Origin of the sequence: Fusibacter tunisiensis (genome assembly GCF_016908355.1) — a bacterium.
Classification (GTDB): domain Bacteria; phylum Bacillota; class Clostridia; order Peptostreptococcales; family Acidaminobacteraceae; genus Fusibacter_D; species Fusibacter_D tunisiensis.
Map to the genome: position 1 here is coordinate 1 of NZ_JAFBDT010000017.1, position 25,774 is coordinate 25,774.

Annotated in this window: 24 protein-coding genes and 9 tRNA genes; 29 read left to right on the forward strand and 4 right to left on the reverse strand. The window is 37.0% G+C overall.

Going from position 1 to position 25,774, the window contains the following annotated elements:
• The first annotated feature begins 18 nt into the window (after positions 1-18).
• The 16 genes from JOC49_RS09480 to JOC49_RS09555 all read left to right on the forward strand — a co-directional run bounded on the left by JOC49_RS09480 (position 19) and on the right by JOC49_RS09555 (position 7,976).
• Positions 19-94 (forward strand) — tRNA-Val (locus tag JOC49_RS09480).
• A gap of 13 nt (positions 95-107) precedes the next feature.
• A tRNA-Leu gene (locus JOC49_RS09485) sits at positions 108-191 on the forward strand.
• A 170-nt stretch (positions 192-361) separates the two neighbouring features.
• Positions 362-436 (forward strand) — tRNA-Gly (locus JOC49_RS09490).
• Between the two features lie 4 nt (positions 437-440).
• Positions 441-514, forward strand: a tRNA-Gly gene (locus tag JOC49_RS09495).
• 7 nt (positions 515-521) lie between these two features.
• Positions 522-597, forward strand: a tRNA-Lys gene (locus tag JOC49_RS09500).
• Between the two features lie 3 nt (positions 598-600).
• Positions 601-675 (forward strand) — tRNA-Cys (locus tag JOC49_RS09505).
• A 6-nt stretch (positions 676-681) separates the two neighbouring features.
• Positions 682-758, forward strand: a tRNA-Arg gene (locus JOC49_RS09510).
• Positions 759-814: 56 nt separating this feature from the next.
• A tRNA-Val gene (locus JOC49_RS09515) sits at positions 815-890 on the forward strand.
• A gap of 1 nt (position 891) precedes the next feature.
• Positions 892-966 (forward strand) — tRNA-Gly (locus JOC49_RS09520).
• Between the two features lie 91 nt (positions 967-1,057).
• Positions 1,058-2,008 carry an aminoglycoside phosphotransferase family protein gene (locus JOC49_RS09525; protein WP_204664719.1) on the forward strand — a complete coding sequence of 317 codons (951 nt, stop codon included), beginning with the start codon at positions 1,058-1,060 and terminating at the stop codon, positions 2,006-2,008.
• A gap of 13 nt (positions 2,009-2,021) precedes the next feature.
• Positions 2,022-2,459 (forward strand): peroxiredoxin, encoded by a 438-nt coding sequence (locus JOC49_RS09530; protein WP_204664720.1) that lies wholly within the window; start codon positions 2,022-2,024, stop codon positions 2,457-2,459.
• Positions 2,460-2,468: 9 nt separating this feature from the next.
• The gene (locus tag JOC49_RS09535) at positions 2,469-4,187 is read left to right on the forward strand and encodes a proline--tRNA ligase (protein WP_204664721.1); all 1,719 of its coding nucleotides are present in this window, start codon (positions 2,469-2,471) and stop codon (positions 4,185-4,187) included.
• Positions 4,188-4,274: 87 nt separating this feature from the next.
• Complete coding sequence (locus JOC49_RS09540; protein WP_204664722.1) at positions 4,275-6,053, forward strand: FAD-dependent oxidoreductase; 1,779 nt, start codon at positions 4,275-4,277, stop codon at positions 6,051-6,053.
• Between the two features lie 65 nt (positions 6,054-6,118).
• On the forward strand, positions 6,119-6,499 hold the full coding sequence (locus tag JOC49_RS09545; RefSeq protein ID WP_204664723.1) for a NusG domain II-containing protein: 381 nt from the start codon (positions 6,119-6,121) through the stop codon (positions 6,497-6,499).
• Between the two features lie 4 nt (positions 6,500-6,503).
• Positions 6,504-7,031, forward strand: a complete 528-nt coding sequence (locus tag JOC49_RS09550) for a Gx transporter family protein (RefSeq protein ID WP_204664724.1) — start codon at positions 6,504-6,506, stop codon at positions 7,029-7,031.
• Between the two features lie 15 nt (positions 7,032-7,046).
• Positions 7,047-7,976 carry a polyprenyl synthetase family protein gene (locus JOC49_RS09555; protein WP_204664725.1) on the forward strand — a complete coding sequence of 310 codons (930 nt, stop codon included), beginning with the start codon at positions 7,047-7,049 and terminating at the stop codon, positions 7,974-7,976.
• Between the two features lie 55 nt (positions 7,977-8,031).
• Here the strand turns inward: JOC49_RS09555 and JOC49_RS09560 are convergent, their stop codons facing one another.
• A complete protein-coding gene (locus JOC49_RS09560; protein WP_243423678.1) occupies positions 8,032-8,520 on the reverse strand; it encodes a GAF domain-containing protein in 489 nt (162 codons plus the stop codon).
• A gap of 132 nt (positions 8,521-8,652) precedes the next feature.
• Here JOC49_RS09560 and JOC49_RS09565 point away from each other — a divergent pair, with 132 nt between their 5' ends.
• Positions 8,653-9,897 carry an MFS transporter gene (locus JOC49_RS09565; protein ID WP_204664727.1) on the forward strand — a complete coding sequence of 415 codons (1,245 nt, stop codon included), beginning with the start codon at positions 8,653-8,655 and terminating at the stop codon, positions 9,895-9,897.
• A 12-nt stretch (positions 9,898-9,909) separates the two neighbouring features.
• Here JOC49_RS09565 and greA read toward each other — a convergent pair whose 3' ends face one another.
• Positions 9,910-10,371 carry a transcription elongation factor GreA gene (gene greA, locus JOC49_RS09570; protein ID WP_204664729.1) on the reverse strand — a complete coding sequence of 154 codons (462 nt, stop codon included), beginning with the start codon at positions 10,369-10,371 and terminating at the stop codon, positions 9,910-9,912.
• Positions 10,372-10,524: 153 nt separating this feature from the next.
• Between greA and glsA the strand changes: the two genes are divergently transcribed.
• The gene (gene glsA / locus JOC49_RS09575) at positions 10,525-11,442 is read left to right on the forward strand and encodes a glutaminase A (RefSeq protein WP_204664731.1); all 918 of its coding nucleotides are present in this window, start codon (positions 10,525-10,527) and stop codon (positions 11,440-11,442) included.
• A 12-nt stretch (positions 11,443-11,454) separates the two neighbouring features.
• Complete coding sequence (locus JOC49_RS09580; RefSeq protein WP_204664733.1) at positions 11,455-12,450, forward strand: hypothetical protein; 996 nt, start codon at positions 11,455-11,457, stop codon at positions 12,448-12,450.
• On the opposite strand, the gene JOC49_RS09585 is transcribed toward JOC49_RS09580, so the two are convergent.
• Complete coding sequence (locus tag JOC49_RS09585) at positions 12,434-13,618, reverse strand: GGDEF domain-containing protein (RefSeq protein WP_204664741.1); 1,185 nt, start codon at positions 13,616-13,618, stop codon at positions 12,434-12,436. The genes JOC49_RS09580 and JOC49_RS09585 overlap by 17 nt on opposite strands.
• 136 nt (positions 13,619-13,754) lie before the next feature.
• On the opposite strand from JOC49_RS09585, the gene asnS reads away from it, so the two are divergent.
• From asnS to JOC49_RS09635, 10 genes are all read left to right on the forward strand, one after another.
• Positions 13,755-15,146 (forward strand): asparagine--tRNA ligase, encoded by a 1,392-nt coding sequence (gene asnS / locus JOC49_RS09590; protein ID WP_204664743.1) that lies wholly within the window; start codon positions 13,755-13,757, stop codon positions 15,144-15,146.
• A 48-nt stretch (positions 15,147-15,194) separates the two neighbouring features.
• Complete coding sequence (locus JOC49_RS09595) at positions 15,195-15,470, forward strand: DUF1294 domain-containing protein (RefSeq protein WP_341534675.1); 276 nt, start codon at positions 15,195-15,197, stop codon at positions 15,468-15,470.
• Between the two features lie 113 nt (positions 15,471-15,583).
• Positions 15,584-16,537 carry an L-threonine 3-dehydrogenase gene (locus JOC49_RS09600; protein WP_204664747.1) on the forward strand — a complete coding sequence of 318 codons (954 nt, stop codon included), beginning with the start codon at positions 15,584-15,586 and terminating at the stop codon, positions 16,535-16,537.
• Positions 16,538-16,560: 23 nt separating this feature from the next.
• On the forward strand, positions 16,561-17,457 hold the full coding sequence (gene ftcD, locus JOC49_RS09605) for a glutamate formimidoyltransferase (RefSeq protein WP_204664749.1): 897 nt from the start codon (positions 16,561-16,563) through the stop codon (positions 17,455-17,457).
• Between the two features lie 3 nt (positions 17,458-17,460).
• Positions 17,461-18,732 (forward strand): imidazolonepropionase, encoded by a 1,272-nt coding sequence (gene hutI / locus JOC49_RS09610; protein ID WP_204664750.1) that lies wholly within the window; start codon positions 17,461-17,463, stop codon positions 18,730-18,732.
• A gap of 19 nt (positions 18,733-18,751) precedes the next feature.
• A complete protein-coding gene (locus JOC49_RS09615; protein ID WP_204664751.1) occupies positions 18,752-19,369 on the forward strand; it encodes a cyclodeaminase/cyclohydrolase family protein in 618 nt (205 codons plus the stop codon).
• A 59-nt stretch (positions 19,370-19,428) separates the two neighbouring features.
• Positions 19,429-20,268, forward strand: a complete 840-nt coding sequence (locus JOC49_RS09620) for a DegV family protein (RefSeq protein ID WP_204664752.1) — start codon at positions 19,429-19,431, stop codon at positions 20,266-20,268.
• A gap of 180 nt (positions 20,269-20,448) precedes the next feature.
• Positions 20,449-21,519, forward strand: a complete 1,071-nt coding sequence (locus tag JOC49_RS09625) for a pyridoxal-phosphate-dependent aminotransferase family protein (protein WP_204664753.1) — start codon at positions 20,449-20,451, stop codon at positions 21,517-21,519.
• Positions 21,520-21,568: 49 nt separating this feature from the next.
• Positions 21,569-22,483, forward strand: coding sequence for a D-2-hydroxyacid dehydrogenase (locus JOC49_RS09630; protein WP_204664759.1), 915 nt, complete (start codon positions 21,569-21,571; stop codon positions 22,481-22,483).
• Positions 22,484-22,500: 17 nt separating this feature from the next.
• Positions 22,501-23,748 carry a DUF1015 family protein gene (locus tag JOC49_RS09635; protein WP_204664761.1) on the forward strand — a complete coding sequence of 416 codons (1,248 nt, stop codon included), beginning with the start codon at positions 22,501-22,503 and terminating at the stop codon, positions 23,746-23,748.
• Between the two features lie 50 nt (positions 23,749-23,798).
• Here the strand turns inward: JOC49_RS09635 and JOC49_RS09640 are convergent, their stop codons facing one another.
• Positions 23,799-25,712 (reverse strand): type I glutamate--ammonia ligase, encoded by a 1,914-nt coding sequence (locus tag JOC49_RS09640; protein WP_204664763.1) that lies wholly within the window; start codon positions 25,710-25,712, stop codon positions 23,799-23,801.
• Positions 25,713-25,774 lie beyond the last annotated feature (62 nt).

Sequence of the window (25,774 nt, forward strand, 5' to 3'; positions counted from 1 at the left end):
CCCTAGGGGTCACCATATGGGAGTATAGCTCAGCTGGGAGAGCATCTGCCTTACAAGCAGAGGGTCATAGGTTCGAGCCCTATTACTCCCACCACTTAATTTAATGTGCGGGTATGGCGGAATTGGCAGACGCGCTAGACTTAGGATCTAGTGACTAGTTCGTGGGGGTTCAAGTCCCTCTACCCGCACCAACAATTTTTTGCGAAGCGAAAAATTGCGCGTAGGTGTTGTTCTCGCGAAGCGAAACATCACTAGCGAATGTAAATTAGGGATGTTGTACAAGAAGAAATATAGTTAGGTGTTGTTCTCGCGAAGCGAAACATCACTAGCAACTATATAATATGAATATTAAATTTTTTAAGCGGGAGTGGCTCAGTGGTAGAGCATCGCCTTGCCAAGGCGAGGGTCGCGAGTTCGAATCTCGTCTTCCGCTCCAATTTGCGGGTGTAGCTCAATGGTAGAGCCCCGGCCTTCCAAGCCGGTCGTGAGAGTTCGATTCTCTTCACCCGCTCCAAGGCAATGATCCATTAGCTCAGTCGGTAGAGCACCTGACTTTTAATCAGGGTGTCCCGCGTTCGAGTCGCGGATGGATCACCATCCGGCGGCGTAGCCAAGTGGTAAGGCACAGGTCTGCAAAACCTTTATTCACCAGTTCAAATCTGGTCGCCGCCTCCAAATTATGCGCTCTTAGCTCAATTGGATAGAGTATCTGACTACGAATCAGAAGGTTGGGAGTTCGAGCCTCTCAGGGCGCACCATTATATCCACGTCTTTTTTGTTATGTAGGATGTAGATGTAATTAGTTATATAGTATGGGAGTATAGCTCAGCTGGGAGAGCATCTGCCTTACAAGCAGAGGGTCATAGGTTCGAGCCCTATTACTCCCACCATGCGGAAGTGGCTCAGTGGTAGAGCATCGCCTTGCCAAGGCGAGGGTCGCGAGTTCGAATCTCGTCTTCCGCTCCAGTAACTTGCAAGTTGTCTATGACGATTTTGCGAGTTTTCTTTTTTTGAAAAATAGAATATAATGGAGACAGTGACGAAAGGTGGGAATCAGATGATTGAACAATTGTCCGATGCTATTCATGAAATCGTATTTGATACTTTTCAAGAAACTGTTATCAACTATTATGAGTGTGGTCATCACGATTTAAATCGAAATCGTGTTTATCAAGTGAACACTTCAGAAAACAGGTATATTTTAAAATTTTATTATAAACCAAATAAGAGGATACGCGAGTTAAATGCGCTAACATATTTTCATGATGCTAAACTTAAAATATTAAATTATGGTATTTGGAAGAACTATTTGGAATGGTCTTTGTATGGTTACATAGATGGTGATATGTTACAAAGCGTAATTAAGGTATTAACGTTTGAAAATAAGGCTGTTATTTTCGATGAAATTGGACAACGTATGGCAAAGTTACATGCCTGTAAAACATTTGATTATTTTGGAGATTGGACTGTTCATAAGCAGAGTCCACTTATTGAATATAAGCAGTTTATAATTAAAGATACTGAACGTATTATTCATAATTTTCAGGCCATTAAAGCACATCAAAATATAAGGGATCAAAAAGCAGTGCAAATTGTAAGAGATGAATATCGAAACATTAGAACTCTAGATATAGGAAGATTGTGTCATAGGGACCTAGATGGCCGCAATTTAATTGTAAAGGCTAGAGAGGATGGCATGTACCATCTTGAAGCAATATTAGATTTTGAAAAATGTGTTGTTTTTAACGAGCATTTGGACACAATTGGCCTGTTTAGGAAATACTTTATTGAGTCACCTGAATTGATCCCGTATTTTATAAAGGGCTATAAAAAATATCATGACATTTCCCCCAGTTTTAATAAAGAATTGAAATTCAATCTCTTTAGGCTTGGACTCGACTTGAGCAGTTGGAGTCAAAACGTGTCTAAGTCTTTTTACGATGAATCAATAGAGTATTTAAGAACATTAATAACTATTGAAACAGATATTATCAATTATCATTTTTGAAGGGAGGTAAACGATGCAATATTTTGAAGAAATTTCCGACAAAACATTGGATTTGGGAAAATTGTCGAATCAAAATTTTGTCCTTTATTTTTATCCAAAAGATAATACGTCGGGATGTACACTTGAAGCGCTTGAATTTAGTGAACTATATCATGAGTTTGTTGCCCTGGGATATCATATATATGGTATTAGTAAAGATACTGTAGGTAGTCATTTGAAATTTAAAGAAAAGAACAATATCCCATTTGAGTTGATCAGCGATCCCGAAAGGGTATTGTTGAATCGATTTGAAGTTGTTAAGGAAAAAAAAATGTATGGAAAAGTTGTAAAAGGTACAGAAAGATCAACCTTTATATTTAAAAAAGATTTTGAGCTTATAAAAAGCTTTAGAAATGTAAAAGCACAAGGTCATGCAAAAGAAGTCTTAGAATATATTAAAGAAAATAGTTGAGGTGGTTTTATGAGAATGTCTTATTTGTATATGCCTACATTAAGAGAAGTGCCAAATGATGCTGACATTATCAGTGCACAATTGCTCTTAAGAGGTGGAATGATTCGAAAGCTGGTTTCAGGCGTTTATTCTTTTTTACCTTTAGGCTTTAGAGTTATGAAAAATGTTGAAGCAATTGTAAGAGAAGAAATGGATCGGTTTGGTGGCCAGGAAGTTTTGATGTCTGCGATTCAACCAAAGGAAATTTGGGAAGAAAGCAATAGGTGGGCAAATTTTGGACCTGAAATGTTTAAACTCAATGACCGTCAAGATCGAGAGTTCTGTCTTGGACCAACACATGAAGAATATTTCACGTTTATGATTAACAATGAACTTAAATCCTATAAACAACTTCCACTGAATTTATATCAGATTCAAACCAAATACAGGGATGAACGTCGACCTAGATTTGGATTAGTACGTGCAAGAGAATTTATTATGAAGGACGCTTATACTTTTGATGTGGACCAAGAGGGTCTTGAAAAATCATATCAAAATATGTGGAAAGCTTATGAAAGTGCTTTTGATCGTGTAGGTTTTAAGTATAAAGTTGTAAAAGGCGATTCAGGCAATATGGGGGGAAATATATCGCATGAATTTATTGCAATCACACCAAATGGTGAGAGTACGATAGCTTATTGTGATTCGTGTGATTTTGCAGCTACCGATGAAGTTGCAGAAGTAATTTACAATCAAAAAATTAGTCAGGTAGAGCATGGTGAACTGGAAAAAGTCCATACGCCAAATGTAAAAACAATTGTAGATTTAGAAAACTTTTTTGGCATTACTGGAGGGCAGTTTATTAAAACCTTACTCTTTAAAACTGAAGATAACCAGCGTGTTTTTGCAGTGATGGTGCCAGGTGATAGAGCTTTAAGTCTCGTGAAATTGTCGAAGGTTGTTGGGGTATCAGAAGATGCGTTAATAATGCTCACAGAAGATGAAGTTCATGATATGGCAGGATCAATTTTAGGGTTTGTAGGACCATTTGGATTAAAAGATACAGTAGAAATTGTTGCGGATAAACGTGTGTTTTTAATTAAAGGTGGTATTTGCGGTGCAAATGAAAAAGACTATCATCTTAAAAATGTAACATTAAATAGTGAGTTATATCAAGTTGCAGATGACTTGCTGTTGGTTGAAGCGGGTGACCAGTGTCCAAACTGTGGCAAGCCACTTATGATTGATAAAGGTACAGAAGTTGGTAATATTTTCCAACTGGGTGATAAGTATTCGAAGGCAATGAATGCGACATTTTTAGATAAAGATGGAAAGGCCAAACATTTCATTATGGGATCTTATGGGATTGGAATTTCTAGATGTGTGGCCGCAGTGGTTGAACAATGCCATGATGACAATGGTATTATTTGGCCATTGTCTATTGCACCCTATAAAGTTCTTGTAACTGTTGTAAATATGAAATCAGAAGAACAAAAAACGTTGGGTGAAGAAATATATCAAGAACTTGTTTCTAGAGGAATTGATGTCCTTCTAGACGATCGAAATGAAAGGGCTGGGGTTAAATTTACAGATGCTGATTTGATCGGGATTCCTTTGCGGGTCACAGTAGGAAAAAAGGCTTCAGAAGGCATGGTTGAATTCTCACTTAGAAAAGATGGCATTAAAGAAGAACTTGATAAAAAAGAACTTTTAGAGCGAATTGATAATGAATTATCAAAAAAAGTGTAACATTTAGAAATAAGTGTTTTTATTTCCTACTATTTTGGTATAATATTCAAGAGGAAATTATTGAAATTCATAGAAATGAGGGAAATTATGGCGAACAAAAAGAAAATTGTTATTCTTGGCGGTGGATATGCTGGCGTTAAGGCTGGCAAAACGCTTCACAAATTGTTTAAGAAAGATGATTCTGTGGAGATAACGCTAATTGACAAAAAACCTTACCACACTTTAATGACTGAGCTTCATGAAGTTGCTGGACACAGAACAGAACCTGATGCAATACGTATTGATCTGAGAACGATTTTTCAGGGCCGAAAAGTTAACGTTGTAACAGATGCAATTCAAAATATTGATTTTGAAAAGCGTACTTTGGAATCTGAAAAAACAACATATGCTTATGATTACTTATTGATAGCATGTGGTTCTGATTCAAATTCTTTTGGAATTGATGGCGTAGATGAACACGCATTTACTTTATGGTCATATGAAGATGCAATTCGGATTAGAGAGCATGTTGAAAAAATGTTTGAAATGGCGTCTATCGAAGAAGATCCAGTGGTGCGTCAGCAGCTTTTAACATTCGCAGTAGTTGGTGGTGGATTTACAGGCGTCGAGATGATTGGTGAATTAGGAGAAGCAAAAAAACACTTGAGCGAAAAGTATGGTGTGGATCCTAATGAAGTAACACTCTACAATATAGAGGCTGCTCCAAGAATTTTAAATACGCTTAAAGATGAAAAACAAATTGCTAAGGTAGAGAAGAGATATAAAAAACTTGGCATCCAATTATTAAAAAATGCCGCACTTGTTAAGGCAACAGAAGACGGTTTTGATCTAAAAGATGGTACCCATATTAAAACAAAAACGTTGATTTGGGGTGCTGGAATAAAGGTCAATAATTTTGTTGGAAAACTTGGATTTGAAGCAGGTCGTGGCGGCCGCGTTGCAGTTAACGCGTTTATGCAGTCAGGCACACATGAAAATGTATACTTGGCGGGTGATAATGTTCACTATGAAGATGGCGATGGCTTATTGCCACAAATTGTGGAAGCTGCAGAGCAGACGGGTCATACGGCTGCGCTGAACATAGCAGCACAGATTAACAACACTGAAATGCACAGTCATAAACAAAACTATCATGGATTCATGGTGTCAATAGGATCTAGATATGCTGTTTCTGATAACAATGGCCTTAAATTCAATGGATTTTTAGCTGTTTTGGTGAAACACCTTGTCAATTTCTTTTATTTGTTTACAGTAAGTGGTGTGGCGCAGTTATTCGAGTATTGGAGACATGAATTTTTCCATGTTAAAAATAGAAGATCATTTTTAGGCGGACATTTTGCAGCTGCAACACCAAATTTCTGGTTGGTACCTTTACGTGTTTATATGGGTGTTATGTGGCTTATTGAAGGCCTTAACAAAATAGATGAAGGCTGGCTGTCAGAAGCTAAAATTTATGCTTCTGATGCGGTTGCTCAAGCTTCTGAATGGGTTGAGCCAGGTGCTGAAGCTGTTAAACCCTTAATAGAAACTGTTCCTGGAATTGTTCAGTGGGGAATTGATGTCTTTGTAGCACCGAATGCAGTTCTTTTCCAAACAGGCATGGTTCTTGCAGAAATCGTTTTAGGTTTAGCATTGATTGCCGGATTGTTTACTTTTATTTCAGCAGTTGTTACCACTGTTATGACGGTTGCAATTACATTAACAGGTATGGCTGATGCTTCAATTTTGTGGTTCTTCTTTGGTGGAATTGCCTTGATTAGTGGCTCAGGAACTGTTTTCAGTTTGGACTATTATGTAATGCCTGTTCTAAAAAAATGGTGGAAATCTACAAAATTTGCTCGAAAATCCTATTTATATTTTCACTAGATGATGACCTAAATCGTATCTGCTTATAGCAGATACGATTTTTAACGATTGAAGAAGGGTTTTGTATGAAAAAAAACGATTTTATTATGGTTATTGCTGTTTTAGCAATTGCAATTGTGGGTTTTGTCGCAATTAGAGGTTATCAAAATCAAGAGGCAACACAAACATATGTTGTAGTTAAGCACGATGGCAAAGTGATTGAAAAAATTCTATTTAATGCTGAAACTGAATCTCAATTTGAGTATGCCCATGGTGATGAATACAATACAATTGTCATAAAGGATGGCCTTGTTACAGTAGAAGAGGCGAGCTGTAGGGATCAAATTTGTGTAAAAACAAAATCCATATCAAAAAATGGCGAGATAATCGTGTGCCTGCCACATAAATTGACAGTAGAAATCTATGCAGAATCCAGTGAAATAGAACTAGATGGTATAGCGGAGTAATGATATGAATCAGAAAAACACATCAGGAAAGACCAGACTTTTGGTGTTTATATCTGTCTTGGTTGCACAAGGCATGGTTTTGTCCTTTATAGAGCGTATGATCCCGTTTCCTTTCATAGCGCCTGGTGCTAAACTAGGGCTTGCAAATATTGTAACAGTTACAGCAGTATACTTGTTAACTTTTAAAGAGGCTGCTGCCGTTGTCTTGTTACGCATATTTCTAACTGCAGCTACGTTTGGCTCTTTATCGAGTTTTTTGTATAGTTTAGCAGGAGGCGTATTGAGTTTGCTTGTGATGGCAGGGATTGTCAAAGTTTTTAGAAATGATTTTAGCCTAATTGGTGTCAGTATAGCTGGCGCAATCTTTCATAATTTGGGGCAATTATTAGTTGCTTCTTTTATGATCAATAGTTTTTTGGTTTTGACATATTTGCCAATTTTAATGATCGTTGCAATACCGACAGGACTATTTGTTGGTTTTGTGGCACGCTATTTAATAGCATATTTGGAACGTGTTAATATGATACGTTAAAAAATGGAGATTGTAATGTCGGTATTTGAGAGTATAAAAGGTATGGAAACACCACTTTCAGCGGAGATAGAGAAAGAGTTGAAATTGGTTAAAGATATGCTTGGAAATGTAACCAGAACAAAATATGCAGGAATTAGAGCGGTAATAGAAGATGTTATGGATCTAAATGGAAAAATGTTGCGCCCAATCTTTGTTATACTGTCTGGACATTTTGGAGCGTATCGGTCAGAAAAAGCAGTTCAATTGGCGGCTTCAATTGAACTATTGCATTTAGCTACATTAATCCATGATGATATTGTCGATGATTCTAAAATGAGACGTCATAAAGAAAGTGTTCAAAGCAAATATGGTAAAGATATGGCTGTTTATGCAGGTGACTATCTTCTCGCAAAATCTTTGACGATTCTTGACAGCGACAAATATGAGGCAAAACATGTGGATCGATTGGCAGAAGGGATAGAACGTATATGTGAAAGTGAATTGCTTCAGTATCAAAGTCGTTTTAATACCATGACGGTAAAAAATTATTTGAGAATTGTTTCGGGTAAGACAGCAACTTTATTTGCAGTTGCCCTTTATGTTGGCGCTGCAGAAAGCGGGTGCTCTGAGCAATTGTCCAAGCAATTGGGACGGATTGGGCATGAATTGGGCATTGCATTTCAAATTATAGATGACGTATTAGATTTTAGCACGACTCAAAAAAATGTGGGAAAATCGACGCAAAATGACCTAAAAAAAGGGTATTATACACTTCCTGTAATTTATGCACTTCGAGAATCTGATGACGTTAATCCTAAAAGTTTGGAGAGCGGTATTCAAAAATCTAGAAAACTAGCAATTAAGTATACGGATAAGGCATTCAAGAGAATTGAGAAGTTGCCTGACTCTGAGGCAAAAGACCTATTGCAGCATATTGCAACGCATATGTTAAAAAGACAATATTAATGTAAAAAAAACCTACATTCTAGTGGTATAAACAGCTAGAATGTAGGTTTTTTGATTAGAAAGTAATGTATTCTAAAATAAGTTTTGCAATTTCTTCCAAATATGTTTGATCGATTTGTTTAAACCGATCTAGCTCAGGACTATCTATGTCCAAAACGCCAATAAGGGTATCATTTTTAATTAACGGGATAACGATTTCACTATTTGAGTACAAATCACAAGCGATGTGTCCCGGAAATTGGTGCACGTCTGGAACAATAAGTGTTTCGCGTTTTTCAGCTGCACTTCCACAGACACCACTCCCCATTTTAATACGCGTTACAGCGGGTCTTCCCCAAAATGGGCCAAGAACCAGCTCATCATTTTTTAACAAATAAAAACCAGCCCAGTTTAAATCATTTAAAAGAAAGCCCAATGTCGCAGCTGCATTGGCGGCATTTGCTATTGGATCAGATTCTGTTTCAAATAGTTTTTTCATTTCATCCATGATATAAGGATAGAGAATTTCGGGCGCTTTACTTGGCGCAGGGTACATACAAGCCATAATAGTCCTCCTTGTTTTAGTTTAGTATAGCCTAAATTTCAGTAAGGGACAATGACAAAAATAAAATATTTCGAAATTCGAATAAAAATATTTCGGTTTACAAAATATATGGTATAATATGTCTTGGTGATGATGATGAAAATGATTTTAAGAGATTATACGGATTATTTTAAGAACATATCGAAGAACGTGCTTTTATATCTAGGCATTATACTTTTTGCGACTATTGTAACGGCAGCCTATAATATTCTTTTTGGAATCTACATGAAAAATGTGGGGTACACAGAAGAATTTGTTGGCAGAATTTTGTCGTTAAAAACAATAGGTGTTGCAATAGGTGCTGTACCAGTAGCCATTATATCAGAGAGAATTAATAAGAAGTGGACCTTGATTGCAGGTTTGTTTGTCATGCTGGGAAGTAGTTTAATGATATTGAATGTGAACTTCTCATGGACCATGGAATTGTTTGCGATTATTTTTGGCCTTGGAAATGCAACTGTAATGGTTCTGCAAGCACCCATTATTTATGACAATACAGAAGCTGAACATCGTGTTACGGCCTTTAGTATGGCCTTTGTGTTTCAGAATATTGCATTTGTAATTGGCAGTTTTGCCTTGGGCCATCTTTCCGAGTTCTTATCAGGTATTTATGGTGCGGCTTCAGCGAATTTAATGGTTCTTAATGGCGCTACCTTATTGGTTGGAATTGCCATTTTAATAGCACTTAGATTTAATGGGGATCAAATGACTTCTGTTAATCATGACAATACTGTTTTTGAAGCTTTAGGTAAAGTTTTGACCGGCTATCGTTTGCTCCTTAAAGGCGATACATTTATGTATCTGCTTCAAGTTGCACTTGTTGGTGTAGGTGCAGGCATGATTGTGCCATTTTTTAGTATGTATCTTAAGTATTCTTTGAACATCGCAGATGGATCAGTAGGGACTATAATGGCAATTAGCCAAGTGGGGACTGTTTTTGGTGGACTCATCGTGCCACCACTTGCAAAGCGAATGGGGCGTGTAAATACAGTTATAGCCTGTCAGCTCTTATCAATTCCTTTTTTGATTTCAATTTCTTTTCCGCAAGGCATTATTATCATAACCATTTCATTTTTCTTTAGATCGTCTTTAATGAATATGGCAAGTCCTGTGATTAACAGTTTGGCAATGGAGATTACATCAGATGATAGCCGAACTTTTATGAGCAGTATGATTATGTTAATTAACAATTTATTTAGATCGATTGGAATTTATATAGGTGGTTACTTAATGTTTAAATATTCGTATAACACACCCTATTATTGGACGATACTTGCATATTTAATTGGTACATTTATACTTTACCGAGTTTTTAAAAGAAAAAACCGCCTCGCATGAGGCGGTTTTATATTACAGCATTTCAACAACTTTTAATCTAACCAACCCGTTTGGCGTGTGAACTTCCACTTCTTCACCGACTTTCTTACCCATTAGTTTTTCACCCATGGGAGACTCGTTTGAAATTTTGCCATCGAGAGGATCAGATTCTATACTGGTTACAATTTGAAGCGTTTCAGTTTCGTCAAAATCTAAGTCCAAAATTTTAAATTTACTATTGATTGAAATTGTATTTTTATCTTTTGGTTCTTGGACCAACTCATAAGATTCCAAAATTGCTTTTAACTTAAGGATTTCTGTTTCATTATGTGATTGCGCTTCTCGTGCAGCATGATACTCAGCATTTTCAGATAAATCACCAAAGCCTCGGGCTCTTTTGATTTCATCGGATATTTGATGTCTTTTCTCTATGAGCTCATCGTACTCATGCTCGAGTTTCTCAAGGGCCGATGGGGTTAGCAATGTCTTTTTCATATGGACAACTCCTCGTAATTTGTTTGCATGTAACATACACTATAATACCAAACTTACTGATGTTTGTAAATTGCTTTTTTAAGAATAAATCGATACTGGAATTTTGCTGTCATCTTGTTATAATGGTAACAGAAAAAGCGAATGAGGTGGCCTATGAACGCACTATTGAATCAACTGATAGAAACACATAAAAATGATGCTCAAAAGGGAAATGTAGCGGATTACATTCCAGAACTTAAAAAGACCCCAAAAGACTTGCTGGGGATTTCCATTATTGATTTGAATGGCAACTCTTATGAAGCAGGTGACTGTGATGTAAAATTTACTCTTCAAAGCATCTCTAAGCCGATCGTTTTGCTGTTGGCACTTATGGACAATGGTGAATCCCGTGTTTTTGAAAAAGTTGGCAAAGAACCTACGGGAGATCCTTTTAATTCTATAATACGATTGGAAACCTATAACGAGCATAAGCCTTTGAACCCTATGATTAATGCAGGCGCTATTTCTGTTTCTGCACTTGTAAAAGGCAAAAATTCCAGTGAAAAAATAGATCGTATTTTAGAGTTTATGCGTAAAATTACGAATAACCCTACGATTCAAGTGAATGAGCATGTGTTTGAGTCTGAACTTGCTACTGGAAATCGAAACCGGTCTATGGCTTATTTTTTACATGATGTTGGAAACTTGGAAGGCAACGTAGAAGAAGCACTAACCGTCTATTTTAAACAGTGCTCCATTGAAGTAACTGCAAAAGATTTAGCCTATATTGGCGCAGTACTTGCTGCAGATGGTGTTGACTTAACGACCAGAGAGCGGTTATTCCCCAAAAGGTATTGTGATATCGTTAAATCTTATATGGCGACATGTGGTATGTATGATGGATCAGGTGAGTTTGCAATTAATGTGGGCATTCCTGCTAAAAGTGGTGTCGGTGGCGGCATTATGTGTACTGTACTTGGTCGAATGGGTATTGGCGTGTTTGGACCTGCATTGGATTCTAAAGGAAATAGTTATGCCGGATTAAGGGTTTTGGAATCCTTGTCCAGTGGTTTATCATTAAGTATTTATTAGAGAGGATTCCCTATGAAAAAAAGGTATGGTTTAGTCACCTTTCTTTTGATTGCGACGCTTCTACTTGGCGGTTGTAAGACATACACGATAAAACCAGAAGGACTTGAACCAAATCCTGAGTTAATTCAGTATGCACCAAAGTCTACTGGTCTTTTTTTAGGGGATAATGCATACATGCACCAGATTGTTGGCATTGAAATTATAAGTGAAACCCCTTTTTATGAAATGACATTGCAAGGGGAAGTGAAGCTAAATCAAGTGTCATCTAAAAATAACGAGGCATCTTTTGATATTGATTTATGGATTGATTCAGAAAAAATGGTTCAGGTCATATCCCCTAGTTTATTTAATGATTCTGATTATGTTGAAAATGTTCTTTTAAAAATGCCCTTGGAAGTTGGTGCATCTTGGGAATATGATACTTTGGATTTTGCAGGGAATGCTCATAAAATAAAAGCTGAAATCGTTAAAATTGACAAGGACCTTATTGAGGTCGTCTATGAAAATTCAAATTTAGGAAAGGAAGCGCGGGTATTTAAGAAAGACAATGGAAGTGTTAGTTTTTCTAAGGAAATTTGGTTTGACACTGTGAAAGCAATTACCGGATATCATAAAGCCTTAGACCCTATAGAAAATCAAGCAGAAGTGTATGACCAAATAGAGCCTGTGGAAATTTCAGGAGAAATTGTTGCGCTTTTAGATGCGTTTAATCGCGCGTTTTATTCAGGTGACGTTCAAACGTATACGGAATGGGTTAAAGAAGAGTCAAGTGCAGCGATGAAACTATCGTCAGAAATAACACAGCTGGAAGAAGCCCCGAGGTATATAGGATTTAAGGTAATTAATGCTGTTTCAACAGAAAAAGGAATGGCAGTGACACTTATTGAAAAGTATGACACTGCCGATGGGACTGATTTATTGGTGGTTATAGATTACTTTGTTGAGTTAATAGATGGGAACTACTTTATTTCTGATTTTGAGATGCAGAACTCTAAAACTTTTGAATAATTGGGACATTGCCCGAGTAGCCAACTTGGTTTTTCCCTGATTCTTTGATTTTATAGAGTCCTTTATCCGCCACTTCAAGCAACTCTGTTGGCGTTCTGCCATCATAGGGATAGGTTGCTATGCCCATAGAAATGGTGATTTTCGGTTTTGTTGTTTTTGAAACTTCTTCACGCAGACGGTCACATATTTCTATTGCCATTGGTGCATTTACGCCAGGAAGGATTAGAATAAATTCATCTCCGCCATATCGGCCAAAGTCATCAGTCTTCCGTTTTCTTGACATAAATAAATTGCTTACATTAATTAAAGCTTCATCTCCAACGGTATGGCCTAATGTGTCATTGATCGTTTTAAAAGAATCAATGTCAAAAAATGCGATTGAAAAAAATTTAGTGTCTGGTGCATTGATGTGGTGTCTTATGGCATCAACGGTGCTTTGCCTGTTTAGAGCCTTGGTCAGTGGATCTCTTTGTGCCTTATCTTTAATGTATGCAACATGGTCAGCCATTTGTGTTGTGCGTTTGCGACTTTCAAATTCGACGACGCGATTAAATTTATGTTCCAAATCATTCAATCGGTTTAGTTTGGTTTTAAGATCTGATTGAGCGTGGTTAAATGTGATAATCAATTTTGAAATTTGATAGATTTGGATTAGGATTACGCCAGCAGTCATGATATGAAATTCATTTGAAAGCGACATGACAAAAGCGCCAACAACTATAAAAAACTGGGATTCCATATATTCTTTGTGTTGTTTGATTTGCGTTTGCCGATATCTTCTATAATATAAGAAGAACGTCACAAAGGCAGTGATGAGCAAAGCTATATTCAGCCACTCAATTGGTCTAAACCAATTTTGTGCCAATAAAAAAATCAATGCCATACTCGCCAGGATTCCAATGCTTAAGGAAACGGTTGTAGTTTGTTTATGTAAGATAAGAAAGTGTGCAATAACCATAAATTGGTAGACCAGAATTGCCCATTTAAAAAGGGCAAAATCTGTAACGGGAAGTAAAAGAAAATCACCCGCAAAGATAATGGCAAAGGGGAGAAACATCAAAGCCTGAGTGTTGAAACGAGAATCCTTTGCGTGTGTTCCAGACAGATGCATTACAAATCCACCAAAGAAAAGGGTAGCACTTAATCTGGTAATAAATGTGAGATCCATTTGCGCCTCCTATAAATATATATAGTCATCTTATAAGAAATAGGCGAAAAACACAATGGATTATTTTGACTTGAAGGGTGGCATAGGTTATAATTTAGAAATATTGAAGAAACTTGATTAAAATTTGGAGGAACTTATGAAAACAACTTATATAAGGGACCTGTATAAAAAAGGTTCAGATTTAGAGGATCAAGAGATTGTGGTTTCTGGTTGGATTAGAACCAGCCGGGCATCTAAGACATTTGGATTCATCGAGTTGAATGATGGTACTTATTTTAAAAATGTACAAATCGTTTATGATGAAAACCTTTCAAATTTTGAGGCAGTTTCAAAGTTATCCATAGCATCTGCAATTATTATACAGGGGAAATTGGTTTTGACACCTGATGCAAAACAACCTTTTGAAATACTTGCCACCACAATAGAGGTGGAGGGCGAATCAACGCCTGAATACCCACTCCAAAAAAAGCGTCATACCATGGAGTATTTAAGAACAATTGCACATTTAAGACCAAGAAGCAATACATTTTCAGCTGTTTTTAGAGTTCGATCTGTAGCAGCTTACGCCATTCACAAGTTCTTCCAGGACCGTGGGTTTGTATATGTACACACGCCAATTATCACTGGGAGTGATGCAGAGGGTGCAGGTCAGATGTTCAGAGTGACAACTATGGATTTAGAAAATTTGCCAATGTCGGACAATGGACAATTAGATGTAGCAGAGGATTTTTTTGGAAAAGAAACTAATCTTACAGTGAGTGGTCAATTAGAGGCTGAAACTTTTGCATTGGCTTTTAGAGATGTTTATACTTTTGGCCCAACTTTTAGAGCAGAGAACTCTAACACAAAACGTCATGCTGCTGAATTTTGGATGATTGAACCAGAAATTGCTTTTGCAGATTTAAATGACAATATGGATTTAGCTGAGGATATGGTGAAGTATATAATTGATTATGTCCTTGAACAGTGTCCAGAAGAAATGAAGTTTTTTAACGAACGCATCGATAAGGGATTGCTTGATAGACTGACCCATGTTCTTTCATCTGACTTTGTACGCGTAACTTATACTGAAGCGGTGGAGGCTTTGAAAAATTCTGGAGAAACTTTTGAGTTCCCTGTTTTCTGGGGGGCTGATTTGCAAACAGAACACGAACGCTATTTAACGGAAGTGATTTATAAAAAGCCTGTTTTTGTAACGGATTATCCTAAGGAAATCAAATCTTTTTACATGAGAATGAATGCAGATCAAAAGACTGTTGCAGCTATGGATTTGCTCGTACCTGGCATCGGCGAATTGATTGGAGGGTCACAGAGGGAAGAACGTTATGACTTGCTTTTGAACCGTATTCATGAAATGGGACTTCAGGAAGAGGATTACTGGTGGTATTTAGAGCTTCGAAAATTTGGAGGGACACGTCATGCTGGTTATGGGCTTGGCTTTGAGCGTATGATTATGTATCTTACAGGAATGGGTAACATTAGAGACGTTGTACCGTTTCCAAGAACAGTTAAAAATGCTGAATTTTAGTTTTTAAGCATACCCTTGGGTATGCTTTTTTTTGAAAAGGAGATAACTGTGATAAATAGTGTAATATATACGATTTTAGGTATGAATGTGTTGGTTTTCCTTTTGATGGGTCTTGATAAAAGTAAAGCAGTACATGGTAAATGGCGCATTCCAGAAAAATGGCTTCTTATAATGGGATTTTTTGGTGGTGGCATTGGATTTTCAACTTCGATGATTGTTTTTAAACATAAGTTGTCGAAAGGCTATTTTAGATGGACAGCCTTCGTAGGAAGTTTAATCCTGCTGGGAAGTGGTGCATGGTATATTTTAAAAGGTTTAAAATGAGTTAAGTTTTATTAAAATGTTTTTGTGAATGTTTTGTTTTACTATTTGTTTCAATCATGTAAAATAAAGATGATTTAGTATTTAATCAATTAATTTTCAAAGGGGAGTTTCACATGAAAAGAATTTTAATCACAGGTGCATCAGGTCAAATTGGAACAGAATTGACAGAACTCTTAAGAAACACTTATGGCGTTGATAATGTTGTCGCGTCTAGCCGTGGACATGGAAAAAACAAAACTGTTGAAGAAAACGGAATTTATGAAGCGTTAGATGTAACAGATGGAAAGCATTTAGGCGAAATTGTAAACAAGTATAAAATTGATACAATTATGAATTTAGCTGCTGTTTTATCGGCGGTAGGCGAGAAAAATCCTCAGTTGTTGTGGGATGTAAACATGAATGGTTTGTATAACTGTTTAGAAGTAGCAAGAGAAACTGGTGCTATGGTATTTACACCAAGTTCAATTGCAGCATTTGGACCATCAACACCTAAAGATTTAACACCTCAGGATACCCTTCAAAGACCGTCAACAATTTATGGTGTTTCAAAAGTTTCAGGAGAATTGCTGTGCGATTATTATTTCAATAAATTTGGTGTGGACACAAGAGGTGTTCGTTTTCCTGGATTGATTTCTTATGCAGCACTTCCAGGTGGTGGCACTACGGATTATGCAGTGCACATTTATTATGATGCACTAAAGTCTGGAAAGTTCACATGTAATTTAAGTGCGGATACTTATATGGATATGATGTACATGCCTGATGCACTTGATTCAATTGTACAATTGTGTGAGGCAGATCCTTCTAAATTGATTCATAGAAATGCCTTTAATATAACGGCAATGAGCTTTTGTCCGGAAGACATTAAAAATGAAATTAAAAAACACATTCCTGAATTTGAAATGGATTATGATGTAGATTCAGTCAAGCAAACAATTGCAAATTCGTGGCCTAATTCTTTGGACGATTCTGCAGCACGTGAAGAATGGGGCTGGAATCCAAAGTATAATTTAGAGAATATGACAGCTGATATGTTGGCGAAACTTAAGATGAAACTAGCACTTTAAGCGACTAGGAATTGAGGAGGTTTATGATGCAACAGATTATTCAATGTGTTCCAAATTTCAGTGAAGGTCGAGATTTAGACAAAATCGAAAAAATTGTATCTGAGTTTAGAGGCAAAGACGGTGTGAAATTGTTGGATTACAGCAATGACCCGGATCACAACAGACTTGTGGTGACACTTGTTGGTGAAAAAGAAGCCCTGAAATCGGTGATACTAAAAGCAGTAGGGGTTGCGATTGAACTGATTGACCTAACCAAACATGAGGGCCAGCATCCAAGAATGGGCGCTGTTGATGTTATTCCTTTTATTCCAATTAAAGATGTAACAATGGAAGCGTGTATTGAACTTTCTAAGGAAGTTGCTCAAGCGCTATATGAAACGTATAAGTTGCCTAGTTTTCTTTATGAAAAATCAGCTCGAAATTCTGAACGTGAGAATTTGGCCAAGTTAAGAAAAGGTCAATTTGAAGGCATGTCTGAGAAAATCAAGGATGAAGCGTTTTCACCAGATTTTGGAACTGAAATTCATCCGACTGCAGGAATTGTTGCTGTTGGCGCCCGTATGCCTCTTGTGGCATTTAATGTGAACTTAAATACTGCCGACGTAGAAATTGCCAATAAGATTGCAAAAAATGTACGTCATCTTTCTGGTGGTTTAAGATATTGCAAAGCGATTGGTATTGAAATGGAAGACCGTGGGATTACACAGGTTTCCATGAATATGACTGACTTCACAAAAACACCTCTTTACCGTGCGTTTGAATTGATTAAGATTGAAGCAAAGCGTTATGGGGTATCAGTTGTTGGAAGTGAAGTCATTGGACTTGTACCTATGGATGCTTTAATTGGAACTGCGGAATACTATTTAGGAATTGAAGATTTTTCATACGACCAGGTCCTCGAGAAGAGAATAATGGAGTAAGACATGAAAAAAGGAAATTTAGTGATTCTAAACGCCCAAGAAGTTGTTACATGTAGTGGCTTTAAGGGAAAATCTGGATCAGAAATGCAAAATTTAGGTGTTGTAACACATGCATCTGTTATTGTAGAAGATGGTATTATCACAAAGATTACAAAAGACCCTGTTGATGGTTCTGCCTTTGAAAAAAAAGGATTCAAAGTGATCGATGCAAGTGGCAAGTGTGTGTTGCCGGGATTTGTTGATTCACACACACATTTGATTTTTGGTGGTTACAGAGAAGACGAATACAACAATCGCCTCAATGGTATGGACTACATGGAAATCATGAACAGAGGTGGTGGCATCATAAATTCAGTACGTGGGACTCAAGAAAGTTCAAAAGAGACGCTTCTTGAAGTTGGCATCAAAAGGTTAAATTCCATGGCTGGATTTGGGGTTACAACAGTAGAAGGTAAAAGTGGATACGGATTGGATTTAGAGACTGAAGTTAAGCAACTTGAAGTCATGAAAGAACTTAACAAAATGCATTCTTTAGACATTGTTACAACCTTTTTGGGGCCACATGCCCGACCAATCGCGTATAAAGATAATCCTGATGCTTTTATTGATTTCATGATTGAAGATGTTTTGCCAGTGGTAGATGAAAATGGTTTGGCAGAATTTGCAGATATATTCTGTGAAAAAAATGTTTTTTCCATTGAACAGTCTAAACGCTTTTTACTTGAAGCTAAAAAACGAGGCTTTAAGCTTAAAATTCATGCAGATGAGATTGTTCAACTTGGTGGAGCGGAGCTTGCGGCTGAACTTGGGGCCTATTCTGCGGACCATTTGCTTCAAGCTTCTGACGCAGGCATTGATGCAATGCGTGCCGCAGGTGTTGTAGCGACACTTTTACCCTGCACAGCTTTTTCTTTAAAAGAACCATATGCCAGAGCACGCTTCATGATTGATCAAGGTCTTGTTGTAGCGCTTGCAACTGACTTTAATCCTGGCAGCTGTTTTACAGAATCCATTCCACTTTTAATTGCACTTGCAACAAACCAAATGGGAATGACAATAGAGGAGACGATTACTGCTTTAACAATTAATGGGGCTGCAGCACTTGACAGGGCGGATCAGATTGGCAGTATTGATGTTGGGAAAAAAGCAGATTTAACGGTTCACGAATTTCCCTCTTATAAATTTTTGCCATATCATATTGGTGTGAGTACGGTGGAGAAAGTTATTAAGAATGGTGTTTTGATTTTGGATAAAGAATCTAACGTGCCTTTATAGGCTATCATAGGAGGAAACGATGCTTAAAGAAATGTATTTGAAAGATTTTTTGAGTCAAACAGCTTCAAGCGACCCTGTTCCAGGCGGCGGAAGTGTTGCGGCACTTTCATCAGCGCTTGCTGCAGCGTTATCAGCTATGGTTGCAAACCTCACAGTGGGAAAAAAAAATTATGAATCCGTGAGTGAAGAAATGGAAACCATAGTGCATCAAATGGTTGCTTATAAAGATGCTTTTGTAGACCTTATTGATAAAGATGCCAATTCATTTGACGGTGTTATGCAAGCCTTTAAAATGCCTAAAGAGACAGATGCTGAAAAACTGGCAAGATCGAATCGTATTCAAGAAGAGACAAAGTATGCGGCATCAGTACCCTTGGAAGTGGCTAAAAAGACCAGTGAATTGTTTGACATGATTGAAGCCTTGGTTCAAAAAGGAAATAAAAATGCACAAACAGATGCTTTGGTTGCTGCGATGATGGCTAGAACAGCAATTCTTTCAGCGCTTTATAACGTCAAAATAAATCTCGGATCAATAAAAGATGCTGAATTTGTTGCTGGCATGAATAAAGAAGTAGAAGCACTGGAGTCGTATGCAATTCGGAAAGAATCTGAAATCCTCAAGCAAGCAAGCTTTTAATTGAATCCAAATGTTTTTTCTAGTATAATAAGGATATTAACTTTTTAGGAGATGATTGGATGTTTAAAATAGTAGCAGACAGTAGTACGGAAGTCGATGGTAGGTTTTTAGAGAAATTTCCAGTTTCTTTGGTCCCTTTTAAATTGTATTTGGAGGGAAAAGAATATGTGGATGATTCAAATTTAGATGTTGATGCCTTTGTTAATGATATGAAAGCATCCAATGATTTACCTAGGTCTGCTTGTCCTTCGCCAAACGATTTTTTAGATGCGTTTAAAGGAGAGGAAGATGAGATTTTTGTTGTAACCATTTCATCAAAATTAAGTGGAACTTACAACAGTGCTATGGTTGCAAAAGAACTTTTTGAAACAGAAAATCCAGGGAAAAAATTTATTCACGTTTTTGATTCCTTAGGCGCTGCAGCAGGAGAAACACTTGTGGCCCGTATGATTCATGAATTTAAGAATCAAGGTCAAAAAGGAGAGGAACTGGTAAAATCAGTGACCCAATACATTTCTAATATGAGGGTGATGTTTATATCAGAATCTTTGGATAACCTGATTAAGAACGGTCGTATATCAAAGTGGAAAGGCATAATTGCCACCAAACTTAGAATTTTTCCAATTATGGGTGCTGATGGGCATGGTGAAATTAAGCTGATTGAAAAAGTTAGAAATTCCAATAAAGCCTATAACAGACTTATTGAAATAATGCAGGAAGAAATTACGAAAAAAGGAAAGAAAATTGTTGCCATAACACATGTAGGCAACCCTGAAAGAGCAAATCAAATAGAGACTGCTATGTCAGAAACAACAGGGATAGACGAGGTTATTAATCTAAAGTGTGCAGGATTGTCTTCGCTATATGCAGACAAAAAAGGGATTGTTGTCGCTTTTTAACAAATTTTTTAGGGACGATTTGAAATCTGAGCAAAGATTTTAGTCGTCCCTTTAGTAATTTTTTGGAAGTGTTAAAATTTTTAAGCAAAATTTACAACTTGATGCGGGACAAATATTGTTATTCCTTATTTAAAATGGTATGATGAATTTGGTAAAAATAATATCTTTGAGGTGATTTGAATGCATAAACGCTTATTTATCCCAGGTCCAGTAGATGTACGTGAAGATGTGCTCCAAAAAATGGCTACGCCACAAATCGGGCACAGAACAAAGGACGCATCTGCATTGCAAAGAAGTATTTCCGACAAAATGAGAAAGTTGATGTACACTGAAAACGAAATCCTACTTTCCACTTCATCAGGTAGTGGACTTATGGAAGGTGCTGTACGGTCCTGTACACGCAAGCGCGCAGCTGTATTTTCTGTGGGTGCTTTTGGTGACAGATGGTATGAGATGGCAGTTAGCAACAATGTGCCAGCTGATATTTTCAAGTCAGAACTTGGACAACCAACAACGCCTGAAATGGTAGAAGAAGTGCTTTCAACAGGAAAATATGATTTGATTACAGTAACACATAATGAAACATCAACTGGCATCATGAATCCTGTAGATGAAATTGCAGAAGTTGTAAAAAAATACCCAGAAGTTATTTTCTGTTTGGATACGGTAAGCTCTCTTGGAGGCACAAAAATTCCAGTAGACGATTTGGGCGTTGATATTTGTATCGCATCCACCCAAAAGTGTCTTGGATTGCCTGCAGGTTTAAGTGTTTGTTCTATTTCTCAAAAAGCACTTGATGCAGCTAAAGAAGTACCACATCGCGGCATGTATTTCGATTTGCTTGCACTGTATCAGTACATTCAAAAGAAAGATTATCAATATCCTTCAACACCATCTTTGGCACATATGTTTGCGCTTGATTATCAATTGGACAATATTTTAGAAGAGGGCCTTGACAATCGATTTAAGCGTCATCAAGATATGGCAAAAGTGACACGTGAGTGGGCTGAGAAACATTTCGCTATGTTGGCGGATGAAAAATACGCTTCAAATACATTAACAACGATTAAGAATACAAAAGAAATCAGCGTTTCTGATCTGAACAAGGCACTTGGAGAGAGAGGATACATGATTTCAAATGGATATGGTAAGCTTAAAGATGTAACATTTAGAATTGCACACATGGCGGATACTCAAATGGAAGATCTTAAAAAATTACTCGCTACAATTGAAGACATATTAGGATTATAAAAACTAGGGCAATTGGAAACAATTGCCTTTCAATTGGGAGGTATATTAAATGCAACTTAAAATATTAGCCAATGATGGAATGGATAAAAGTGCAGTTGATGCTTTGAATGCAATGGGCCATACAGTTGACACAACACATTATGATGGTGAAGCCCTAGTGGAAAAAATGCGCGAGTCTCATGTGATTGTCATTCGCTCAGCAACAAAAATCCGAAAAGAATTAATTGATCAAGTTAAGGGAAGCACCATGAAACTAATGATTAGAGCGGGTGTTGGAATTGACAATATTGATCATGTCTACGCTAAAGAAAATGGATTTACTGTAAAGAACACGCCAAATTCAAGCAGTGCTGCAGTGGCTGAACTTGCTATTGGTCATATGTTTGCAATATCAAGATTTATTCATATTTCAAATGTTACAATGCGAAATGGCGAATGGAATAAAAAGAACTATAAAGGTGTTGAGCTAAATGGCAAAACACTGGGACTGATTGGTATGGGTAGAATTTCTTATGAAGTTGCTAAGCGTGCAGTTGCTCTAGGTATGAAGGTTGTTTATACAAATCGACGCGGGAAACTGGACCAGTATCCTGAGTTTGATTATATGCCACTAGATGAATTGCTTGGCGTTTCAGATTTTATTTCTTTGCACATTCCATTTGATAAAACAGCTGGCCCAACACTTAAAAAAGAGCAGTTTGATAAGATGAAAGATGGTGTTTATCTGATTAATACAGCTCGTGGTGGCGTTGTCTCTGAATCTGACTTACTGGATGCACTTAACACGGGGAAAGTTGCGGGTGCTGGGATTGATGTTTTTGAAGAAGAACCTACTAAAAATGATGCGTTGATTAATCATCCGCGTGTTAGTTGTACACCACATATTGGTGCTTCTACTGGAGAAGCACAGGCACGAATTGGGGAAGAAACAATTGGTGTTATAAAAGAATTTTTTAATCTTTAGACAATGGAGGTAATAGAGTGGCAGTAGTTAAACCTTTTAAAGGGATTTTACCTAAAGAAGATTTAGTTGAAAAAGTAGCGTCATTACCATATGATGTTATGAACCGTGAAGAAGCAAAAAAAATGGCTGAAGGCAATCCTTATTCATTTTTACATGTTGTAAGATCTGAAATTGACCTTCCGGATACAGTTGGCGATTATGAGCCTCTTGTTTACCAAACTTCGAGAAAGACGTTGGATCGATTTATTGAAGAAGAAATTATGAATCAAGATGACCAAGACAATTATTATATCTATAGACAGCTTATGAATGGTCGTGTCCAAACCGGAATTGTTGCATGTACGTCAATTGACGATTATATGAATGATGTGATTAAAAAACATGAGTTCACAAGACCAACAAAAGAGATAGATAGAATTAATAATTTTGATTACTGTGATGCAAACACAGAGCCTATTTTCTTAACGTATCGAAAAAATGATACAATTAATCAAATCGTCAATGATTGGATTAAGTTTCATATGCCACTTTTTAATTTCACAACTGACGATGATATAACACATATTTTCTGGAGATTGGATGATCCTGAACTTGTAAAGCAGATTCATACTATTTTTGAGTCAATTGATTATCTTTATATAGCAGATGGTCATCACAGATCGGCTTCTTCTGTAAAAGTTGGTCTAAAGCGAAGAGAAGAATTTCCTGATTACGATGGTACAGAAGAATTTAACTTTTTTATGTCTGTTATTTTCCCGGATGAAGATTTATTCATCATGGACTATAATCGCGTCGTGAAAGACTTAAATGGAAACTCTACTGAGTCATTTTTATCGAAAGTAAGCGAGAAATTTGACGTTGAGAAATTGTCTCAAACTGAACCTTATAAACCAATGAAACGCGCTACTTTTGGTATGTATTTAGAGGGCGATTGGTATCGACTTGAAGCGAAATCTGGTATTTATGATGCCAATGATCCAGTTGATCGATTGGATGTATCAATTCTTCAAAAAAATCTACTTGATCCAATACTTGGCATTGAAAATCCACGAACTGACGAAAGAATTGATTTTGTTGGTGGCATTAGAGGGCTAAAAGAACTTGAAAAGAGAGTTAATAACAACTTTAAAGTTGCTTTCTCAATGTATCCAACAACCATGGATGACTTAATTGGAATTGCAGATGCTGGTGAAGTAATGCCACCAAAATCTACATGGTTTGAACCAAAACTTAGAAGCGGTTTATTTGTACATCGATTAAAATAAGAGTAAAGGTCCGGGTGTCGCAATACAGTGCGATGTGCCGAACCTTTTTTTTATAAGTGATTTGTGATCATGAGATTTCGTCTGTAATCCAAATATTTTTTTAGAAGGAGTCCCATTTGATCATTCATTTCAATTTGAAGATTAGAGGCTAAATCATAATTTTCGGCATCCAAGGCTTCTCTTATTTGTGTAAATAAGGACTTCGATGCAACGGAATCTTTCATAAGCGAATGTCTGATACGATTGATGTATTCCCAACTCAAAACATCTAAATCTGTAATCTCTTCATTACCATGTAGTTTGTCAAGGCGTCTAATGGTGCGAATATGGGTTGGAATAATCCGCTCTTTAAGTTCGGTTGACCATTCGCTTAACATATATGCCCTATATGACCGTACAATCTTTTCGGAAAAAATATCATTTTGCATTAACACTTTTACTTTTTCAGGATACTTTCCAAAAGCCAATAAGTTTTCATATACCGTCTTAGGTGGGACACCAAATAAAGCATCTCTTTCTGAACTGGAGTAGTCTTCAAACACATCTTTTTCGCTTCTATAAACCCGTGGGGTCTCTAAATAAAAGTGTGGCTCACCTGCTTTTTTGTTAAAGGCAGATTCTATATCCGAAAGCGTAGCATTAGAATGTATAACGGCTTGTATGCCATCAAGTTTTGCCTGATAAAGAGCGGCTAGCAATAAGTAACTGTTTGAATTTGGATTGGGTGATCTAAGCTCGAACCTTGTGGCATGGGTGTTACTTAAATCCCGAATTAAGCCAATTAAAACTGTACGGTTTCGAGAAGGAATTTGCGGGGCGTGACCCAGTGAAGAAACAATACATACGGGAGCTTCAAATCCTGGTTTTAACCGATTTAAGCTGTCATTTGTTGAAGAAACAAAGGGGTTTATAACTTCATAGTTCTTTAAAATCCCCATTAGAGCACCATACCCTAATTTAGATAGAAAATTAGATGTCATATCTTTTGGAGAAAAAAGATTGATATTTTTTCCGTCTTTCAGTTTCAGAGCAACACCAACATGATGGTGTTCGCCACTACCTGCAACACCTTCTAGAGGTTTTGCTTGAAATGTGACATTTAGGCCATGGGCCTCAAAAACGTCCTTAATAATATCTTTGGCTATTATTTCTTTATCTGCTGTACGTAGTGTTTCATCATATGTCCAATCAATTTCCAGTTGTTCCATTATATGTGTAAACGTGTTGGTGCCTGCAAGTTTTGATGTAACGCCACCGACTTCTTTATGCCCCATTTCAGGTTCAAACCCATAATGTTCTAAAGTTAAAAGCGTTTCTTCCATTGCTGTTCTCACCTGTCCATAGGTACGTTTCCAGTATTGCTCCTTAAGATGTTGAGATGCAGACAATTTTTCAATATCCATGTGCGTGTCAGGTGTTTTAACCCAGAACTCCAGTTCAGTTGCGCTGGTTAAAGCAACAGCCTCAATCTCATCAAAATTAGAGATTTCAGGATAGTCGCGAAGGTATTCGGGAGAATCTTTTAAAAGTTTCAGTATTGTGCTTTTAAAGTGTTCAGAAGAACGTTTTAGAACACTTCTGGAACAGACAGGTACATTTTCGTGATATAAAAAGGAGGGAATAATCAATGTGCCTGAGAAGCCGCCACCAGGAAGTGGATGTCCTTTATTATAATCGACAATCCATTGAGCATCCATATCTGGGATTAAATCCACCTTTGCATTGTTAATAGTGGCGATTTCAGGTAGGTAAACAGAAGAACCATCTGTTTGAATTCCTTTTTTTAAAAAAGACTCTAAATCATCAATGATTCGGTTGATTGGAATTTTTTCATCCGTGTGATTGTTTCCAAAATCTACTGCAAACAATGAAACAAATTGGATTTCTGGGTGCTGTTTTAATAAAGAACTTAATTGATCAGGTGCTTTGAAATTATCCTTGATTGTATAGAGTGTATTTTCCATGGCTGCCTCCTAAGCATAATGTATACAAAAATTAATATATTGGACAATTATAGCACAAAAAG

Excerpts from the sequence above, each read along its gene's own strand:
- JOC49_RS09535 (WP_204664721.1), top strand. The coding sequence starts at position 2,469 with ATGAGAATGTCTTATTTGTATATGCCTACATTAAGAGAAGTGCCAAAT.
- greA (WP_204664729.1), bottom strand. The coding sequence starts at position 10,371 with ATGAAAAAGACATTGCTAACCCCATCGGCCCTTGAGAAACTCGAGCAT.
- JOC49_RS09560 (WP_243423678.1), bottom strand. The coding sequence starts at position 8,520 with ATGGCTTGTATGTACCCTGCGCCAAGTAAAGCGCCCGAAATTCTCTAT.
- JOC49_RS09540 (WP_204664722.1), top strand. The coding sequence starts at position 4,275 with ATGGCGAACAAAAAGAAAATTGTTATTCTTGGCGGTGGATATGCTGGC.
- JOC49_RS09530 (WP_204664720.1), top strand. The coding sequence starts at position 2,022 with ATGCAATATTTTGAAGAAATTTCCGACAAAACATTGGATTTGGGAAAA.
- JOC49_RS09625 (WP_204664753.1), top strand. The coding sequence starts at position 20,449 with ATGCATAAACGCTTATTTATCCCAGGTCCAGTAGATGTACGTGAAGAT.
- JOC49_RS09580 (WP_204664733.1), top strand. The coding sequence starts at position 11,455 with ATGAAAAAAAGGTATGGTTTAGTCACCTTTCTTTTGATTGCGACGCTT.
- hutI (WP_204664750.1), top strand. The coding sequence starts at position 17,461 with ATGAAAAAAGGAAATTTAGTGATTCTAAACGCCCAAGAAGTTGTTACA.
- JOC49_RS09525 (WP_204664719.1), top strand. The coding sequence starts at position 1,058 with ATGATTGAACAATTGTCCGATGCTATTCATGAAATCGTATTTGATACT.
- JOC49_RS09550 (WP_204664724.1), top strand. The coding sequence starts at position 6,504 with ATGAATCAGAAAAACACATCAGGAAAGACCAGACTTTTGGTGTTTATA.
- JOC49_RS09600 (WP_204664747.1), top strand. The coding sequence starts at position 15,584 with ATGAAAAGAATTTTAATCACAGGTGCATCAGGTCAAATTGGAACAGAA.
- asnS (WP_204664743.1), top strand. The coding sequence starts at position 13,755 with ATGAAAACAACTTATATAAGGGACCTGTATAAAAAAGGTTCAGATTTA.
- ftcD (WP_204664749.1), top strand. The coding sequence starts at position 16,561 with ATGATGCAACAGATTATTCAATGTGTTCCAAATTTCAGTGAAGGTCGA.
- JOC49_RS09545 (WP_204664723.1), top strand. The coding sequence starts at position 6,119 with ATGAAAAAAAACGATTTTATTATGGTTATTGCTGTTTTAGCAATTGCA.
- JOC49_RS09555 (WP_204664725.1), top strand. The coding sequence starts at position 7,047 with ATGTCGGTATTTGAGAGTATAAAAGGTATGGAAACACCACTTTCAGCG.
- glsA (WP_204664731.1), top strand. The coding sequence starts at position 10,525 with ATGAACGCACTATTGAATCAACTGATAGAAACACATAAAAATGATGCT.
- JOC49_RS09615 (WP_204664751.1), top strand. The coding sequence starts at position 18,752 with ATGCTTAAAGAAATGTATTTGAAAGATTTTTTGAGTCAAACAGCTTCA.
- JOC49_RS09640 (WP_204664763.1), bottom strand. The coding sequence starts at position 25,712 with ATGGAAAATACACTCTATACAATCAAGGATAATTTCAAAGCACCTGAT.
- JOC49_RS09620 (WP_204664752.1), top strand. The coding sequence starts at position 19,429 with ATGTTTAAAATAGTAGCAGACAGTAGTACGGAAGTCGATGGTAGGTTT.
- JOC49_RS09565 (WP_204664727.1), top strand. The coding sequence starts at position 8,653 with ATGATGAAAATGATTTTAAGAGATTATACGGATTATTTTAAGAACATA.
- JOC49_RS09585 (WP_204664741.1), bottom strand. The coding sequence starts at position 13,618 with ATGGATCTCACATTTATTACCAGATTAAGTGCTACCCTTTTCTTTGGT.
- JOC49_RS09630 (WP_204664759.1), top strand. The coding sequence starts at position 21,569 with ATGCAACTTAAAATATTAGCCAATGATGGAATGGATAAAAGTGCAGTT.